Source organism: Kitasatospora sp. NPDC092286 (assembly GCF_044755565.1).
Lineage (GTDB): Bacteria > Actinomycetota > Actinomycetes > Streptomycetales > Streptomycetaceae > Kitasatospora.
This window is the reverse complement of sequence record NZ_JBIVRD010000056.1, coordinates 1-15,278: the sequence shown is the minus strand read 5'-3', so window position 1 is coordinate 15,278 and position 15,278 is coordinate 1. Positions and strand designations below refer to the sequence as shown.

The window sequence follows — 15,278 nt, the reverse complement described above, 5'->3', positions numbered from 1 at the left end:
GGGTCATGGGACCATCGGCCGCACCAGCGACGGATACGGCACTACGGCCCGGCCGGCCCGCCCGGGTTCTCTCCGGCGTCAGCGCGGGCCGCCGAGGGGAACAGCCCGGGATTGTCCCGGACGTACTCCCGCAGCCCGGTGGGCGGCCGTCCGGTGACCAGCTCGATGTCGCCGGTGGCGCGGTCGTAGCGGTTGAGGGCGTGCAGGCGGGCCATGGTCGCCAGGTGCTCGAAGACGTGGCCGGGAAGCCCCAGCGGGCGCAACTCCCGGTCGACCCACCGGTCGTACGGCGGGTCGAGGTAGCGAACGGGCCGGCCCAGCACCGCGGAGAACTCCGCGGCCAGCTCCGTCAGGTCCCGCGAGACGGGTCCGGTCAGTTCGTAGCGGCGGCCGACGTGCGCAGCGGGGTCCGCCAGGACCGTCGCGATGACCTCCGCGACATCCGCGGCCGCGACGGGGGAGGTGCGGCCGGACCCGAAGGGCAGCCGGATCGTCCCGTCCCTCGCCATCGACTCGTACGCGAAGACCCGGAAGAGCGGATTCTCCAGGAACACGGTCGGCCGAACGTGTGTCACGGGCAGGCCCGACCAGTCCAGGACCTGTTCGGCCAGCCAGTGCTGGCGCTGCTGCGCCGATTCGGCCGTACTGGTGAGATCCATCTGCGAGACGGTCATCTGGCTCATGTTGACCAGCACCTCCAGGCCGCCGTACCGGCGGGCCGCGGAGGCCACGGTCACCGTCGCCTCCAGGTACTGCGCGGACACGCCCATGCCGAAGTACATCCGCCCGCAGCCGTCCAACGCGCGAGCGACGTCCGCACCGCGGGTCAGGTCTCCCACCACGACCTCGGTACCCAGTGCGCGCAGCACCTCGGCCCGCTCGTCATCCACCCGGACGAGGGCGCGGACCGGCAGGCCACGCCGTCGCAGCGCGTCGGCCACCAGCCTGCCCACGCCGCCCACACTGCCGGTGGCGCCGGTCACGAGAACCGGTTGCTCGCCTGTCATGAGGCTCCTCCTGTCATCGAGTCGTGCTCTCCGGCGGCCTGGGGCCCCGGGCACGAGGGTACGTTCGCCGCGCCCGGTCGGCAGGATCCGGCGGCCCCTCCCCGCCCGTAGCCGGTCACGCAGCGTGTCGTCGACGGCGCGTGACAGCCGAAAGCGGGGGCGGGGCCGAATGGGCCCCGCCCCCGCTTCCGCCGGTGCTCAGCGCACCCGGGTGGAGAACAGCCGCGCCGACCAGTACACGGCGGCCACCGTCATCACGGCCACCACCAGCAGCCCCTGCCAGACCGCGCTGTCCCCGAGGTGGCCCGAGAACAGCGCCCGCATGCCCTCCACGGCCCAGTAGAAGGGGTTCCACCGGGCCGTCTGCTGCAGCCAGTCCGGCGCCAGGGTGAGCGGCAGCAGCACCCCGGAGAGCAGCGCGATCGGCTGCGCGATGGTGTTCACCACGGGGGCCATCGCCGCGTCGCTCGGCACCATCAGGGCGATGCCGTAGGAGACGGCCGAGGTCATCAGCGCCAGCAGCCCCAGCAGCAGATAGGCGAGCAGCAGGTTCACCGGCCCCACCCGCAGGCCGAACGGCAGGGCGATCACGGTGATGATGACCGCCTGCACCAGCAGCGCCACCATCTCCCGCAGCGCCCGCCCGAGCAGCAGCGCCAGCCGGCTGACCGGGGTCACCCGGGACCGCTCGATGATCCCGGCCTTCAGCTCGCCCAGCAGGCTGAAGCCGGTGAACAGGCCGCCGAAGATGCAGAGCACCGCCAACAGGCCCGGTACGTACACCTGGTAGGCGTCGGCGTAGGAGGACGCGCCGTCCGGCGCCAGCACCTTCTTGAGCAGCGGTGCGAACAGCAGCAGGTAGAAGACCGGCTGGATGATTCCGACGGCGATCCAGACCGGGGTGCGGATCATCAGCAGCAACTGCCGCTGGAAGACCAGCCAGGTGTCGCGGGCGAGCTTCATCGGTGTCCCCAGAAGGTGGAGTCGGAGCGTGGAGGCGGAGAGGGGCTGGAAAAAGGGGGAGAGAGACAGGGCCGGAGCCGCGGCGGGTCAGGCCTGCTTCAGCGAACGGCCCGTCCGCGCCAGGAACACGTCGTCCAGGCTGGGCCGTTGGAGCTGCACGGTGCCGGGCGTCACGCCCGCGCCGTCCAGGACACGCAGCAGCTGCGGGATGGCCGCCGCGCCGTCGTCCAGGTAGAGCCGCAGCCCGTCCTCGCCGTGCAGCTCCAGCCGGTGCAGGTACGGCTGCGCGCGCAGGGCCCGGGCCGCCCGCTCGGCGGTGGAGCCGTCCTCCTCGGAGCCCGCCCCGCCGGGCTCCAGCCCGACCAGCACGACGTCCCCGGAGATCTCCCGCTTGAGCGACTCCGGGGTGCCCTCGGCCACCACCTCGCCGTGGTCGACGATCGCCACCCGGTCGCAGAGCGCGTCCGCCTCGTCCAGGTAGTGCGTGGTCACCACGACCGTCATGCCCTCGGTGCGCAGCCGGCGGATCTCCTCCCAGAGCCGGCCGCGGCTGACCGGGTCCAGGCCCACGGTCGGCTCGTCGAGGAAGAGCACCTGGGGCGCGTGGATCACCCCGAGCGCGATGTCCACCCGGCGGCGCTGGCCGCCCGAGTAGGTGACGCACGGCCGGTCGCCGAACTCCTCCAGGTCGAAGGCCTTCAGCGCGGCCTCGGCGGCGTGCTGGGCCGGTGCCTTGGCGGCGCCGTACATCCTCGCCTGGAGGACGAGTTCCTCGCGGGCGCTGACCGTGTCGGTGGTGCCGCCGCCCTGGGCGACATAGCCGATCCGGCGGCGGACCTCGGCCGGGTCGGTGAGCAGGTCGGCCCCGGCGATCCGGGCCTGCCCGCCGTCCGGGCGGATCAGGGTGGCGAGCATCCGCATGGTGGTGGTCTTCCCGGCCCCGTTGGGGCCGAGGAAACCGAAGATCTCGCCTGCGGCGACGGACAGGTCGATGCCGCGGACGGCGTCGACGGTGGTGTTCTCACCGCGCTTGCGGGAGGTGTTCTTGCGATAGGACTTGCGCAGTCCCTTGGTCTCGATCAACCAGAACTCCCGTGCTGGGATGGGCTGCCGGGGCACCTGAGAAAACGGTGCTGCGCGCCCACCCTAGAGTCTCCGACGGTCGGGAAACAATGGCCTAGACCAATGGATGTGCATGTTCTTCGGCCGTCGGCGCCGCGCCGGGCACCGCGGCCGCCCCGCCGGTGACCAGCGCCTCCAGCCGGTCCGCCGCCGTCACCGCCCCGCCGCCCGCGCGCAGCGCGGCACCCACCCGGACGGCGGACTCCCGGTGGGCGGCCGAGTCCAGGACGGTCCGCAGCCGGTGCGCCAGCAGTTCCGGTGCGACCCGGGCGAACGGTACCCGCAGCCCGGCGCCGGCCGCCGCGACCTGCGCCGCGACGAACGGCTGGTCGTGCCGGATCGGTGCCGTGACCAGCGGAATCCCGTGTGCCAGGGCCTCGCCGACGGTGTTCATCCCGCCGTGGCAGAGCACCGCGTCCAGCGCCCCGCGGGCCATCAGCTCCAGCACCGGTGCCCGGTCCACCGCCACCGCGTGGGGCGGCAGTTCGGGCAGCAGCTCGCGCGGTGCGGCGATCACCGGCTGCACGTCGTCCCCGCACAGCTCCAGCGCCCGGACCGCCCGCGCGTGGAAGTCCGCGCCGATGTCCCCGGCCAGCGTGCCCATGGTCACCAGGACCCGCCGCCGCCCCGGCAGCAGCCGCTCCCAGGGGAAGTCCGGGTCGGCCGGCCGTTCGGCCAGCACCGGCCCGACCAGCGCGTAGTGGTCCGGGAACGGCTCCGGGCCGGTGAGCGCGGAGCCGGTCAGCGCCAGCACCAGGGCGGGGGAGAAACGGGGATCGGTGTACTCCTCCCCGGGCAGTCCGGCCCGCTGCCAGAGCCCGCCCAGCAGGCCGGTCATCCACGCCTCGACCTGCGGCAGCGTCCGGAACGGCCGGCCCAGCTCCATCGCGCCGGGCGCCAGGCTCGCCCACGGCAGCCCGTGCCGGTGGGCGACCAGCGCACCGGCCGGGGTGTGCTGGTCGACCAGCAGCGCGTCCGGCCGGTACTCCCGGACGACGGCGTCCAGGGGCTTCGCGGTGAACCGCGCGTACGGGACGATGAAGCCCTCCCAGAGCGACCGCAGGGCGGCGAGCCCGTGTCCGCCCTGCGCCCGGAACGCCCGGGTGCCCGTCCCCAGGACCGTCGCCCCGGGCCCGAGCAGCGGCCGCAGCACGGACTCCGTCCCCGTCCAGGCCACCTCGTGCCCGCGCGCGGTCAGCTCGCGGGCGAGGCCCACCGTCGGGTTGATGTGCCCGGTCAGCGGCGGCACCACCAGCAGGAAGCGGCTCATCGGCGCACCTGCGCCGCGATCAGCCGCTGCACGTCGGCGACGGTCAGGGCCTCCAGGCCGGCCAGGTCGAGCCCGGCGCGCAGCCGGTCGAGATCGGCCGCCGGGCCGTAGCGCTCACGCAGCTTCGCGGCCAGGGCCGCCAGTTCGACCTCGTCCAGCGTCAGGTCGCCGTCCAGCCGGGCCTGCGGGGTCACCAACGATGCCCATTCGGGCGGCGCCTCGGCGGCCTCCAGCAGCAGCGCGATCAGCTCCGGGCTCACCGGGGCGGGGGAATCGGGGGGTTCACGATCGGTCATCGGGGGGCTCCACCTGCTCGACGGCACGGGGCGTGTGAGTCTCAGAACGGCCCGAGATCACTTGTGCGACCCGTCGGGCGTCGGAATACTAGCCCGCGTGACAGCACTGGAGGCAGTGGCCGTTCACCTCCCCCACCTCACCGTGCCCATCGAGGCGGTGGGCGAGCGGATCGGCCTGACCCCACGTCAACTTCGACTCTTTCGCCGCTTCCACGGCCTGGACCAGTTACGGCTGGACCCGGACGGGACGCTGCCCGACCTGCTCGGCGCCGCCGTCGAGGCCCTACCGCAGCTGCGCGGACGCGAACGGCATGTCCGGTTCGTGATCCACGCGCGCAGCATGCCGGTGGCGGTGCCCTACCCGCTCAACCCGCTGCACCAGCTCCTCGGCCGCTACGGCCTGTCCCACGCCAACGCCTTCACGGTGACCCACCACGCCTGCGCGGTGGGCCTGCTGGCGGTGGACCTGGCAGGCAGGCTGCTGGCCGGCGACCCGGATCCGGAGGCGCTGGCGCTGGTGCTGGCGGGGGAGAAGACCTTCACCAAGGACGCCCAGGTGGTACCCGAGACCGGGATCTTCGCCGAGGGCGCGGCCGCCTGCCTGGTCCGCGCCACCGGCGAGCGCAACCGGGTGCTCTCCTACGCCGTCCGCCACCGGCCGGAGTTCGACGGCCGGCTGGCCGAGGACCCGGACCTGCTCGCGCGCTACCAGCGGGAGTACCCGGCGGTGATGATCGAGGCGATGGAGGCCGCCCTCGACCAGGCAGGTCTGGACCTCTCGGACCTCGCGGCGGTGCTTCCGCACAACGTCAACCAGGCCTCCTGGCGGATGATCTGCCGCCGGATCGGCTACCCGGTCGACCGGGTGGTGCTGGACAACGTGCCGAAGGTCGGGCACAGTTTCGCTGCGGACAGCCTCATCAATCTCCACACCGCCACCACGCGGGGGCTGCTCCAGCGCGGCGACCGCTACCTGATCGCCGCCGCCGGTGTCGGAGCCACCTTCTCCGCCATGGCCGTCGAACACTGACGTACCGTCAGCCTGGCGGGCCCGGGCGACGTATCGGCGCGGCGGGGACGACCACCTCGGCCGGCCGCCCCCCATTCACATTCCACGTACGACGGGACGGGACACCCATGTCAGAACCCGCGGTCCAGACCACCGATACCGAACTGCGCGACCGGATCCTGCGGAGCATCGGCGAGCTGCTGCCCCGCGTCCTCAAGCGCGACCTCCCCGAGATCCCGGAGAACGCCTGCCTCTTCGACGACCTCGGCCTCACCTCGGCCGGCACCATCGAACTCATCCTGGAGGTCGAGGAGTCGCTGGACATCCAGGTGGACGTCGAGCAGATCGGCGAGGACGACCTGCGCTCGGTGACGAAACTGGCCGACTACGTCGCCGGGCACGTCATCCCCGAGGACTGACCGGGTGGCCGCCGAGACCGGCCGGGGCCTGCGGATCAGCAAGGTCCTGGCGAGGTACGTCGACGGCCGGTCGGAGACCTCGCTCGACCCGGACCTGCGGGTCTTCGTCTCCGACCTGGTCCGCCCGTACGGCCTGCCGCTGCGGGAGGACCTGCTGGGCGAGGGCGTCGGGCACTCCTACGCGGAGATGGCCGAGGGCCTGCTCGGCGAGGCCCTGGCCGACAGCGGACCGGTGGACCTGCTGATCCTGGCGTTCGACACCCCGGACGTCCGCCCCGGCGCCCCCGCCTCGCTCGCCATGAGCCGGTCCTGTCCCGGCTCGCCGCTGGCCTTCGCCGTCTGCGACCAGGGCTCGGCCGCCGCCTTCACCGCGCTGCGGATCGCCGCCGACTACCAGCGCACCGGGGTCTGCCGCCGTGCGGTGGTGGTCGTCGTCGAGCAGACGGCGCTGCACTACCGGCCGGCCGAGCCGGTGGAACTGCCCGAGCGGCACTGTGTCGTGGTCCTGGTCTGCGAGGAGGCGGGCGGGGGTGGGCTGACGGTACGTCAGGCATCGGAGCCGGAGCCGGCGTCGGAGGCCTTGGAGAAGGCCGTCCGGGCACAGGCCGAGACCCTGGGCGCGGGCCTCGCGCTCGTCCTGGGCCCGGGCCTGGCGGTGGGCGACGACTCCGGGGAGGCGGTGACGGCCTCCGCCGCCCAGCCGTTCACCGGGGTCTGGGCGGAGCTGGCCGGGCGGCTGCCCGGCTGGCAGGCCGAACAGCGGCCGGTGCTGGTCGCCGGCCACGACCGCAGGCTCGGCGTGCTGAGCACCCTGGCCCTGCGGCCCGGCCCGTGACGGCCGAGCCGGCCGCCGACCCTGCCGATTCCGCTGATTGCGCTGATTGCGCCGACCCTCCGGGCCCGACCTGCCCGACCGTTCCTGTGAGTTGGCCCGACCTGTCCGAACTGGCCGACCTGCCCGAACTGACCCGACCGATCGACCCGGCGGGGCGGCCCCGGCCGTCCGACGGGGCCGTTCCGACCGGCCCGGCCCGCCCGTCCGTCCGGCCCGAACTGCCCGACCGGGCAGGCCCGATCGCCCGGGCGGACCCGACCGGCCCGGCCGACCTGATCGACCTCTGGGTCATCCCGACCGACCAGCCCGAGCCCGTGCTCCAGCGGCTTCGGCACCTGCTCGACCCCCGTGAACGCGCCCGCGCCGCCGGCCCCGACCGGCTGCTCGGCCGCCGCTTCACCGCCGTCCACGGCGCCGTCCGGCTGCTGGTCGCCGAGCGCCTCGGTATTCACCCCGCCGAGGTCGTCTGGCGTCACGGTCCGCACGGCAAGCCCGAACCGGTCACCGACGACGGCCGGTTGCGGATCAGCTACTCCGCCTCCGGCGCCCTCGCCGTGCTGGCGCTGGCCGAGCACCGGGAGGTCGGTGCCGACGTCGAGGAGATCCGCGACGCCCGGGTGGCCTCCCGGATCGCGAACCGCTACTTCCCGGGCGCCGAAGCGCGATTCCTGGCCGATGCGCCCTCGCCCGCCGCCCGGGCCGAGCGCTTCACCCGGCTCTGGTGCCGCCGCGAGGCCTGCGTCAAGGCGTACGGCGGGCGGCTGGTCCAGGGCTTCGGCCTGCCGCTGGCCGGACCGGCCCCGCTGCGCCTGGCCGAGGTGGGCGCCCTGGGCGAGGGCCCGTGCCAGGTCCACGACACCCCCGTCCCCGGACCGTTCCGGGCCGCCGTCGCGGTCGTCGGCGAGCGGCCGGTCCGGGTCCGAAGCCGAGCCTGGAATCCGCCGACAGCCCTTGCCTGGCAAGAAAGCTGACGAGCCGTCAGTTATCCCAGATTTCTGGTCTGGACCACTTCTCGGGGCCGCTGATAGCGTCCCGATCCGCATCCCGCCGAGACCCCGGCCAGCCGAAGGGCGCGTATCACGTGACAGAGACCAGCCGACGGATCACGGTCCGGTACGGTGGCGCGAGCAGCGGCTCAGGGCCGCTCACCCTCGGCCAGGACAACATGATCCGCTGCATCCGGCGCGACAACCCCGAGCAGATCAACAAGGAGTCCGTCTGGCCGGTGCCCGACGACACCACCCTGCCCGCCGCGCTCGACGCCCTGCGCGCTCTCGTCGAACGCCATGAATCGCTGCGCACCGCCTTCCCGCCCGGCCCCGGCCCGGGCGCCTTCCCCGACCGTCAGGAGGTGTGCCCGGAGGGCGAGTTCACCGTCACGACGGTGGAAGCGGGCGGCCTCCAGGCCGTCGAACTGGACCGCCTGGCCGATGAGTTGGGGCGTATCGGGGTCGCTGTCGGGTTCGACCTGACGGTCGCGCCGCGGCTGCGCTTCACCCTCCTCACCGAGGCCGACCGGGTGCTGCGGCTGATCGTGGTGGTCTGCCACGCCGGTGCGGACGGAGCGGCCACCGCGCTGCTCATCCAGGACTGGCTCGCCCTCGCCGCGGGCAAGGAGCTCCCGCCCGCCACCGCGCGGACCCCGCTGCAGGTGGCCGCCCTCGAACAGAGCGACCAGGGCCGCCGCAAAGCCGCGGCGTCCCTGCGGCACTGGGAGAAACTCCTCGCCACCGGCCCGCAGGCCGTCTTCGCCGACTCCCGGATCACCGGCCCTCCGGACGGCGTCGCCGCGGTGGTCCTGCGCTCCCGCGCGGCCGCCGAGGATCTGGCCGCGGCCTCCCGGCGGACCGGGGCGAGCCCGTCCGTCGTCCTGCTCGCCGCCTTCGCCGCCCTGGTCGCCCGGTGCGCGGACCAGCCGGCCCTGGTGATCTCGGCGCTGTCCGCCAACCGTCAGCGGGCCGTGCTGGCCGACCATGTCGGCACGCTCGCCCAGGACGCCCTGCTCACCCTGGACGCCGACGCCGCCGACCTCGACGAGCTGATCGGCCGCGCCAAGTCCGCCTCCCTCGCCGGTTACTGGAACAGCACCATGGACGCCGCCAAGGTCTGGCAGACCATCGAGGACGTCGCCCATCTGCGGGGCTCCCGCTTCGCCCGGCAGGTCGTCGTCAACGACCTCAGCCTCACCATCCCGGAGTCCATGTCGGACGCCCGCCCGGCGCCCGTGGCCGACCCCGAGCTCACCTGGCTGCCCGACCAGCCGATCCCGGTCCGGATCATGTTCAACATCCTGCGGATCTCCGGGAGCCTGGAGTTCGCCCTGGTCACCTGCCCACAGGTGCTCGACCGGGCGGAGACCGCGGAGTTCGCGCACGGTCTGCTCGCCGTCCTCAAGGCCGCCGCGGCCGGTCCGCTGCCGCTGGCCGGCCTGCCTTCCCTGCCCGCCCTGCGGCCGACCGTCCGAAGCGGCGACTGGCACCGGATCGACGGCTCCTGGATCGATCTGGACGCCGTTCGCGCCCTGCTCGCCCATGCCCTCGGCGGTACCGCGGCCGCACGGGTCGAACTCACCGACGGCCGCCTGGTCGCCCGGCTGCTCACCGAGGACGGCACGCTCACCCCGCTGACCGCCCACCGCGCCGTGGTCGCCGCCCTGCCCGGGCGGGACACCGCGATGGCCCCCCATCACTACGTCGTCCACCGTGCCGGGCCGGGTGCTCCACCGCCCTGGGACGCCCTGCCGGTGGCCGCCGAAGGGGGCGGTCGCGCCCCGGAGGTCGCCGCCCGGCTCGTCCGGCTCACCTGAAAGGGTGCGCTCGGCGCGGCGGCAGCTTCACCCGGACGTGTCACCGCGTCACTCGTTCGGCTCCTTGTTCTGCGTGTCGCCCCATGGGCCGTCCCAGGAGCAGGCGGAGGTCGTGCCCGAGGTGAGCCCCCACGGGCTGGGCACCTCACCCGGCTCCTCCGCGTCGTCCTGGAGCGGCAGCCGGTCGATCACCGCGACCAGCGCGGGCGGCAGTCGCGGCGCCAGGCCGCGATGGCAGCGGGAGAGGACGTCGCGCCGCACGTCGTCCGGCAGCAGCGGTCGGCCCACCCGCAACGGGCCTGTCCCGCCCGGGCGTTCGGCGGCGGTGAGCTGGTCCGACCAGGCCCGCCAGTAGTCCGCGTCGTCGGTCTCGCCCAGCTTGAGGTGGTGCAGGTGCAGACAGTACGCCGCCGTGCCGCTCCCGGAGCCGGCGGCGAACCGCCACCAGAACTCCGCGCCCTCCGCGCGGCCCGTGGCGTACAGCAGGGCGCCGAACACCTCCGCGCCCTCGGGCTGGATCCGCCGCGCGTCGACCAGGAGGTCCAGGCCCCGGGAGGCGTCCGGCGCGCTCAGCACCAGGGCGACCACCAGGCCCAGTTCGAAGGCGGCCTGCTCGTGCTCGGACGGCAGGTGCGCGGGGGCGGCCGTCAGCCTGGCCCGGCGCAGCGCCGCGATCCGTGCGGCGTGCGCCCGTTCGGCCCGGGGGACCAGCAGCGGCGCGCCCGGTTCGGTGAGCGCCTCGGGCCGGGGCCGGGGGTTCACTGACCGCCCTCCCGGTCGGGCAGTTCGCGGACCCCGAGCCGTCTGGCGAGCCGGTCCCTGGCGTGCCGGAGATTGGAGTGGACGGTCGCCACCGGCCGGCCCAGGTAGGCGCCGATCACCTTGACGTGCAGGCCGAGCAGATAGCGCAGCACGATCACATCCCGTTGCCGGTCCGGGAGTTCGAGGATCGCCGCGTAGAGCCGGACCTCGTCCGCCTCGCTGTGCAGCAGGCCGTTCGCCACGTCCTTGAAGGCGCCGATCACGGCGGCGAAGGTGACGGCCTCCACCTCGACCGGCTCCTCGCCGGCCACCCAGTCGGCGACGTGCCGGTTGGCCAGCCGCCAGGCGTACGCGGCCGGCTCCTCGAACCGCAGCACATGCGGCCAGCAGCGCGCGAGGTCCTCCTTCACCGCCTCGACGACCAGCGCCATGTCCGCGCGGTTGCCTATCCGGGTCAGGGCGAGTGCCCGCCAGGCCGGTTCATGGGTCTCGCAGAACGCCGAATAGGCCAGCTCCAGGCGGATGTTGGCGGGCTCCTCGGCGGTCTGTCCGCCTTCGCCCCGGCCCCCGTCGCGGTAGTCGCGCTCGCCGTAGCCGCCATAGCCGCCGGGCCCGCTGTACTCACCGGGCCCGCCGTGCTCACCGTACCCACCGTCGCCGTACGCCCCGGCCGGGCTCGCCACCGCCGGCCCGCCCCGGTGCCCGCGCGGGCGGACACCCCTGTCGATCGTCATCGAGCCTGCTTTCCGCGGCCGTGGTCTGCATGCCGGGCCGCCTGAGGGTGGGGGCTGTCTGGTGCCCACCGACATTCCATCAGCTCTGTCACTCCAGGCTGCAATTCGAACACAGATTGTCATCTTCTCTGATCTGATGATCGTTCGTTGCCTCGAACCCGGCTGTGACAGGGGGTGATTGGTCCCCGGGTGCGATGGGCACCTATCGAAAGGTCCTGCCACCAGGTCCTGTCATCGGGTCCTGCGCACAGAGCCCGGCCGCCGTGGGCCCGGCCGTCGTGGGCCCGGCCGACGCCCCGGGCCGGGGCCGTCACCCCGGGGGGAGCGCAATGAGCCACTACGACGGGGCCGACCTGCGGCTGAACGTGCCGCACTCGGCCCGGATGTACGACTACTACCTGGGCGGCTTCACCAACTTCGCGGCCGACCGCGAGGCCGCCGGCCAGGCGCTCGCCGTCGCACCCTGGCTGCGCGCCGCCGCCCGCGCCAACCGGGCCTTCGTGCACCGCTCGACCCGGGCCCTCGCCCGGGCCGGCATCGACCAGTTCCTCGACATCGGCACCGGCATCCCCACCTCGCCCAACCTGCACGAGGTCGCCCAGCGGATCCACCCGCAGGCCCGGGTCGTCTACGCCGACAACGACCCGATCGTGCTCTCGCACGCCCAGGCCCTGCTCACCGGCACCCCCGAGGGCCGCACCGCCTACGTCGCGGCCGATGTCACCGACCCCGCCGCGCTGCTCGCCTCACCCCGGCTGCGCGAGACCATCGACCTCACCCGCCCGGTCGGGCTCTCCCTCAACGCCCTGCTCCACTTCGTCCCCGACGCGCTCGGCGCCTACGAGATCGTCGAGCACCTCAAGGACTGCCTGGTCCCGGGCAGCGCCCTGGTGATGTCCCACGTCACCCCGGAGTTCGCCCCCGAGGAGGTCGCCCGGCTGGTCCGCGTCTACGAGGCCGGCGGCACCGCCGCGCAGGCCCGTACCCGGTCCGAGTTCACCCGCTTCTTCGACGGCTGGGCCTTCGTCGCCCCCGGCCTCGTCCCCACCCCCCGCTGGCGCCCCGACCACCCCGGCGACGGCGCCGGCCCGGTCGGCGACGCCGAGGCCGCCTCCTACGCCGCCGTCGCCCTGAAGCCGTAGGGCCCCCGGTCCCACCCGACCGCCGGTGCGGTCCGCCGGGCGCGGGGACAGACTGGGGGTGGATCCTGCCGCCGAGGCTGGGAGAGCCATGCTGCTCGGACTCACCACCGCCGTGGTCGCCACCGTCTGCTTCGGCTTCGGGTCGGTCTTCCAGGCCCGCGGCGCCCGGACGGCCCCCCGGGCGGACCGGGTGCGGGCCGGGCTGCTGGCCGCGCTCGCCCGGTCCTGGCAGTTCCTGCTGGGCACGGCACTGGACATCGCCGGCTTCGCCCTGAGCATCGTCGCCCTGCGCAGCCTGCCGCTCTTCCTGGTCCAGGCCCTCACCAACGCGAGCCTGGCGGTGACCGCGCTCGCCGCCGTCCGGCTGCTCGGCGCCCGCCTGCGGCGCGGGGACGTCTGCGGGATCGCGGCCGTGGTCGTCGGCCTCACCCTGCTGGCACTCGGCTCGGGCCGGGAGGGCCGCGAGCACGCCGGGCCCGTCTTCCACTGGGCGCTGCTGGCCGCCACGGTGGTGATGGTGCTGCTCACCCTGGTCCTGGTCCGGCGTGACGGGAACGCCGCCGCGGCCGGCCTCGGCCTGCTCGCGGGGGCCGGCTTCGGCGTGACCAGCCTGGCCGTCCGCGTCCTGGACCCCACCGGCCCGGTCGGTTTCCTGACCGACCCGGCGACGTACGCGCTCGCCGCCGGAGGCCTCGGCGGGTACCTGGCGTACGCGCTGGCGCTGCAGCGCGGCACGGTGACGGCGGCGACCGCCGCCGGAACGGTCACCGAGACCTTCGGTCCGGCGCTGGTCGGGGTCGTCGTGCTGGGCGACGCGGCCCGGCCCGGCTACGCCTGGTGCGCGCTCACCGGCTTCGTGGTGGCCGTCGGCGGCACCTTCCTGCTCTCCCGCTTCGGCGAACCGGAGAGCGAGGCCGCCGCCGGCGCCCGGGCCGCCGCCGAGCAGGAGACGGAGGCGGCGGTCCCGCCCCGGTAGCCCGGGCGGCGCCGCCGTGCGAAGGTGGCTTTCCGGACAAAACGGACGGCTAGGCACGGACAGAGCGGCAGGTGACCATGGCGGACGAGGTCCACCGACGACCCCACCGGGCCCGCCGGCCCGGCCCCGCCGCCGCCGATCGCCCGGTCGTTCTGGTCACCGGCGCCTCCTCCGGCATCGGCGCCGTCACCGCGACCCGCCTGGCGGCCGCCGGCTGGCAGCTGCTGCTCTCCGGCACCGACCGCGCCCGCCTCGACGCCGTCGCCGCCCGCACCGGAGGCCACGCCCTGCCCCAGGACCTCGGCAAACCGGACGGTCCGCTGCGCCTGGCCGAAGCCGCCCTCGCCACCGCCGGGCGGGTGGACGTGCTGATCGCCAGTGCCGGCCTCGGCTGGCGCGGACCGTTCGCCACCATGCCCTCCGACGCCCTCGACCGGATGATCGAGGTCAACTTCGCCGCCCCGCTCCGGCTGGTCCGGCTGCTGCTGCCCGGCATGCTGGAACGGCGCCGCGGGCGGATCGTCCTGCTCGGCTCGATCGCCGGCCAGGTCGGGGTCCGTGACGAGGCCGTCTACGCGGCCACCAAGGGCGGGCTGGCGATGTTCGCCGAGAGCCTCCGGTACGAACTGCGCGGCACCGGCGTCGGTGTACGGCTCGTCCTGCCCGGACCGGTGGACACCCCGTTCTTCGCCCGGCGCGGCACCCCCTACCAGCGGGAACGGCCGCGCCCGGTCTCGGCCGACCGGGTCGCCGACGCCGTCCTCGCGACCATCGCCACCGACCGCGACCGCCTCTTCGTCCCGCACTGGCTCGGCCTCCCCGCGCGCCTCCACGGCGTCGCGCCGGGGGCGTTCCGGCGCCTGGCGGCCCGGTTCGGCTGAGGCGGGGGAGGCGCAGACCGATGGACCGGGCCCGCGCCGCCCGCCGGGCCGCGGCAGTGGCCGCGGGCCTCCAGCTCCTGCATCTCGCGCCGGCGGCCGTCCGGCTGCCGCCCGTGCGCCGTACGGCGGCCCGGCACCTGGCCGGCTACGGTTCGGCGCCCGGCCATGTGGCGCTGACCTTCGACGACGGACCCGACCCGCGCAGCACCCCGTACGTCCTGGACACCCTGGACGCACTCGGCGTGCGCGCCACCTTCTTCCTGCTCGGCGCGATGCTGGAGCGCGCCCCCGGCCTCGGCCGCGAACTGGTCACCCGCGGCCACGAGGTCGCCGTCCACGGCTGGTACCACCGCCGGCCGTGGTACCCCGCGCCCGCCCGCGACCTGCGGGAACTGCGCCGCACCGCCGAGGCGGTCACCGACCTCTGCGGCGCCCGTCCGCGCTGGTACCGGCCGCCCTACGGCGTCCTCACGGCCGGCCCGGCCCTCGCCGCCCACCGCCTCGGACTGCGCACCGTCCTCTGGACCGCCTGGGGCCGGGACTGGACCGACGACGCCACCGCGGCCTCCGTCTACGCCACCGCCCGCCCCGGCCTCACCGGCGGCGCCACCCTCCTGCTGCACGACTCCGACTGCACTTCCGCCCCCGACTCCTGGCGCGCCACCCTCGCCGCCCTCCCCCTGATCGCCACCCACTGCCGCACCCACACCCTCACCCTCGGCCCCCTCCGCGACCACGGCCTGCCCTCCGGCCGCGACAGCCGCCTGTGGACGCCGGCCTCCCCTCTCACCTCGCGGACCGCTACCTGCTCACCGGGTTCGCCGGCGCCGAACTGCCCGACGTCCTGGCCCTGGCGGACGTGGTGATCTCCCGCTCGGGTGCCGGGACGATCGCCGAGCTGACCGCGCTGGGCAAGGCGGCGGTCTTCGTCCACGTCGGCCGGCAGCGAGCAGGAGCACAAGGGACTATCACGATCTAGGTGTACGGCACCCGTTTGTACTAGGTGTTGATCTTCCTGGCGGGTGTGGGCCGGGTGGCCTACGCCCGTCCGGCTGA

The 15,278-nt window shown here is 74.6% G+C and carries 17 protein-coding genes; 10 read left to right on the top strand and 7 right to left on the bottom strand.

Features of this window, described 5'->3' with window-relative positions:
• Window positions 1-41: 41 nt before the first annotated feature.
• The 5 genes from ACIQIB_RS35990 to ACIQIB_RS35970 all read right to left on the bottom strand — a co-directional run bounded on the left by ACIQIB_RS35990 (window position 42) and on the right by ACIQIB_RS35970 (window position 4,658).
• Window positions 42-1,007 (bottom strand): NAD(P)H-binding protein, encoded by a 966-nt coding sequence (locus tag ACIQIB_RS35990; RefSeq protein WP_400763207.1) that lies wholly within the window; start codon window positions 1,005-1,007, stop codon window positions 42-44.
• Between the two features lie 198 nt (window positions 1,008-1,205).
• On the bottom strand, window positions 1,206-1,970 hold the full coding sequence (locus ACIQIB_RS35985) for an ABC transporter permease (RefSeq protein ID WP_363610167.1): 765 nt from the start codon (window positions 1,968-1,970) through the stop codon (window positions 1,206-1,208).
• 87 nt (window positions 1,971-2,057) lie between these two features.
• Window positions 2,058-3,053, bottom strand: a complete 996-nt coding sequence (locus tag ACIQIB_RS35980; protein ID WP_400763205.1) for an ATP-binding cassette domain-containing protein — start codon at window positions 3,051-3,053, stop codon at window positions 2,058-2,060.
• Between the two features lie 94 nt (window positions 3,054-3,147).
• Entirely contained in the window at window positions 3,148-4,362 is a 1,215-nt protein-coding gene (locus tag ACIQIB_RS35975; RefSeq protein ID WP_363610163.1) for a glycosyltransferase, read from the bottom strand.
• Window positions 4,359-4,658, bottom strand: a complete 300-nt coding sequence (locus tag ACIQIB_RS35970) for a hypothetical protein (protein WP_363610161.1) — start codon at window positions 4,656-4,658, stop codon at window positions 4,359-4,361. The genes ACIQIB_RS35975 and ACIQIB_RS35970 overlap by 4 nt, the downstream gene beginning before the upstream one ends.
• Before the next feature lie 97 nt (window positions 4,659-4,755).
• On the opposite strand from ACIQIB_RS35970, the gene ACIQIB_RS35965 reads away from it, so the two are divergent.
• From ACIQIB_RS35965 to ACIQIB_RS35945, 5 genes are all read left to right on the top strand, one after another.
• Entirely contained in the window at window positions 4,756-5,688 is a 933-nt protein-coding gene (locus ACIQIB_RS35965; RefSeq protein ID WP_363610159.1) for a 3-oxoacyl-[acyl-carrier-protein] synthase III C-terminal domain-containing protein, read from the top strand.
• A 107-nt stretch (window positions 5,689-5,795) separates the two neighbouring features.
• A complete protein-coding gene (locus ACIQIB_RS35960) occupies window positions 5,796-6,086 on the top strand; it encodes an acyl carrier protein (RefSeq protein ID WP_363610157.1) in 291 nt (96 codons plus the stop codon).
• Between the two features lie 4 nt (window positions 6,087-6,090).
• The gene (locus ACIQIB_RS35955) at window positions 6,091-6,921 is read left to right on the top strand and encodes a hypothetical protein (RefSeq protein ID WP_400763202.1); all 831 of its coding nucleotides are present in this window, start codon (window positions 6,091-6,093) and stop codon (window positions 6,919-6,921) included.
• Window positions 6,922-7,007: 86 nt separating this feature from the next.
• Window positions 7,008-7,892: a 4'-phosphopantetheinyl transferase family protein gene (locus ACIQIB_RS35950; protein ID WP_400763200.1), complete on the top strand. Its 885-nt coding sequence runs from the start codon at window positions 7,008-7,010 to the stop codon at window positions 7,890-7,892.
• A 110-nt stretch (window positions 7,893-8,002) separates the two neighbouring features.
• A complete protein-coding gene (locus ACIQIB_RS35945; protein ID WP_400763199.1) occupies window positions 8,003-9,727 on the top strand; it encodes a condensation domain-containing protein in 1,725 nt (574 codons plus the stop codon).
• Between the two features lie 48 nt (window positions 9,728-9,775).
• Here ACIQIB_RS35945 and ACIQIB_RS35940 read toward each other — a convergent pair whose 3' ends face one another.
• Window positions 9,776-10,489, bottom strand: coding sequence for a hypothetical protein (locus ACIQIB_RS35940; RefSeq protein WP_400763197.1), 714 nt, complete (start codon window positions 10,487-10,489; stop codon window positions 9,776-9,778).
• Window positions 10,486-11,223 carry an RNA polymerase sigma factor gene (locus ACIQIB_RS35935; protein ID WP_400763195.1) on the bottom strand — a complete coding sequence of 246 codons (738 nt, stop codon included), beginning with the start codon at window positions 11,221-11,223 and terminating at the stop codon, window positions 10,486-10,488. Before ACIQIB_RS35935 ends, ACIQIB_RS35940 begins: the two co-directional genes overlap by 4 nt.
• A gap of 329 nt (window positions 11,224-11,552) precedes the next feature.
• Here ACIQIB_RS35935 and ACIQIB_RS35930 point away from each other — a divergent pair, with 329 nt between their 5' ends.
• From ACIQIB_RS35930 to ACIQIB_RS35910, 5 genes are all read left to right on the top strand, one after another.
• Window positions 11,553-12,365: an SAM-dependent methyltransferase gene (locus ACIQIB_RS35930; RefSeq protein ID WP_363610145.1), complete on the top strand. Its 813-nt coding sequence runs from the start codon at window positions 11,553-11,555 to the stop codon at window positions 12,363-12,365.
• Between the two features lie 88 nt (window positions 12,366-12,453).
• Window positions 12,454-13,341 (top strand): DMT family transporter, encoded by an 888-nt coding sequence (locus ACIQIB_RS35925; RefSeq protein WP_363610143.1) that lies wholly within the window; start codon window positions 12,454-12,456, stop codon window positions 13,339-13,341.
• A gap of 77 nt (window positions 13,342-13,418) precedes the next feature.
• Complete coding sequence (locus ACIQIB_RS35920) at window positions 13,419-14,222, top strand: SDR family NAD(P)-dependent oxidoreductase (RefSeq protein ID WP_363610268.1); 804 nt, start codon at window positions 13,419-13,421, stop codon at window positions 14,220-14,222.
• Between the two features lie 20 nt (window positions 14,223-14,242).
• On the top strand, window positions 14,243-15,088 hold the full coding sequence (locus ACIQIB_RS35915) for a polysaccharide deacetylase family protein (protein WP_400763192.1): 846 nt from the start codon (window positions 14,243-14,245) through the stop codon (window positions 15,086-15,088).
• On the top strand, window positions 14,989-15,201 hold the full coding sequence (locus tag ACIQIB_RS35910; protein WP_400763190.1) for a glycosyltransferase: 213 nt from the start codon (window positions 14,989-14,991) through the stop codon (window positions 15,199-15,201). The genes ACIQIB_RS35915 and ACIQIB_RS35910 overlap by 100 nt, the downstream gene beginning before the upstream one ends.
• The last annotated feature ends 77 nt before the right edge of the window (window positions 15,202-15,278 follow it).

Bases quoted from the DNA above. Each gene is read 5' to 3' on its own strand.
- ACIQIB_RS35915 (WP_400763192.1), top strand. From the start codon at position 14,243: ATGGACCGGGCCCGCGCCGCCCGCCGGGCCGCGGCAGTGGCCGCGGGC.
- ACIQIB_RS35925 (WP_363610143.1), top strand. From the start codon at position 12,454: ATGCTGCTCGGACTCACCACCGCCGTGGTCGCCACCGTCTGCTTCGGC.
- ACIQIB_RS35920 (WP_363610268.1), top strand. From the start codon at position 13,419: ATGGCGGACGAGGTCCACCGACGACCCCACCGGGCCCGCCGGCCCGGC.
- ACIQIB_RS35985 (WP_363610167.1), bottom strand. From the start codon at position 1,970: ATGAAGCTCGCCCGCGACACCTGGCTGGTCTTCCAGCGGCAGTTGCTG.
- ACIQIB_RS35935 (WP_400763195.1), bottom strand. From the start codon at position 11,223: ATGACGATCGACAGGGGTGTCCGCCCGCGCGGGCACCGGGGCGGGCCG.
- ACIQIB_RS35970 (WP_363610161.1), bottom strand. From the start codon at position 4,658: ATGACCGATCGTGAACCCCCCGATTCCCCCGCCCCGGTGAGCCCGGAG.
- ACIQIB_RS35975 (WP_363610163.1), bottom strand. From the start codon at position 4,362: ATGAGCCGCTTCCTGCTGGTGGTGCCGCCGCTGACCGGGCACATCAAC.
- ACIQIB_RS35990 (WP_400763207.1), bottom strand. From the start codon at position 1,007: ATGACAGGCGAGCAACCGGTTCTCGTGACCGGCGCCACCGGCAGTGTG.
- ACIQIB_RS35930 (WP_363610145.1), top strand. From the start codon at position 11,553: ATGAGCCACTACGACGGGGCCGACCTGCGGCTGAACGTGCCGCACTCG.
- ACIQIB_RS35960 (WP_363610157.1), top strand. From the start codon at position 5,796: ATGTCAGAACCCGCGGTCCAGACCACCGATACCGAACTGCGCGACCGG.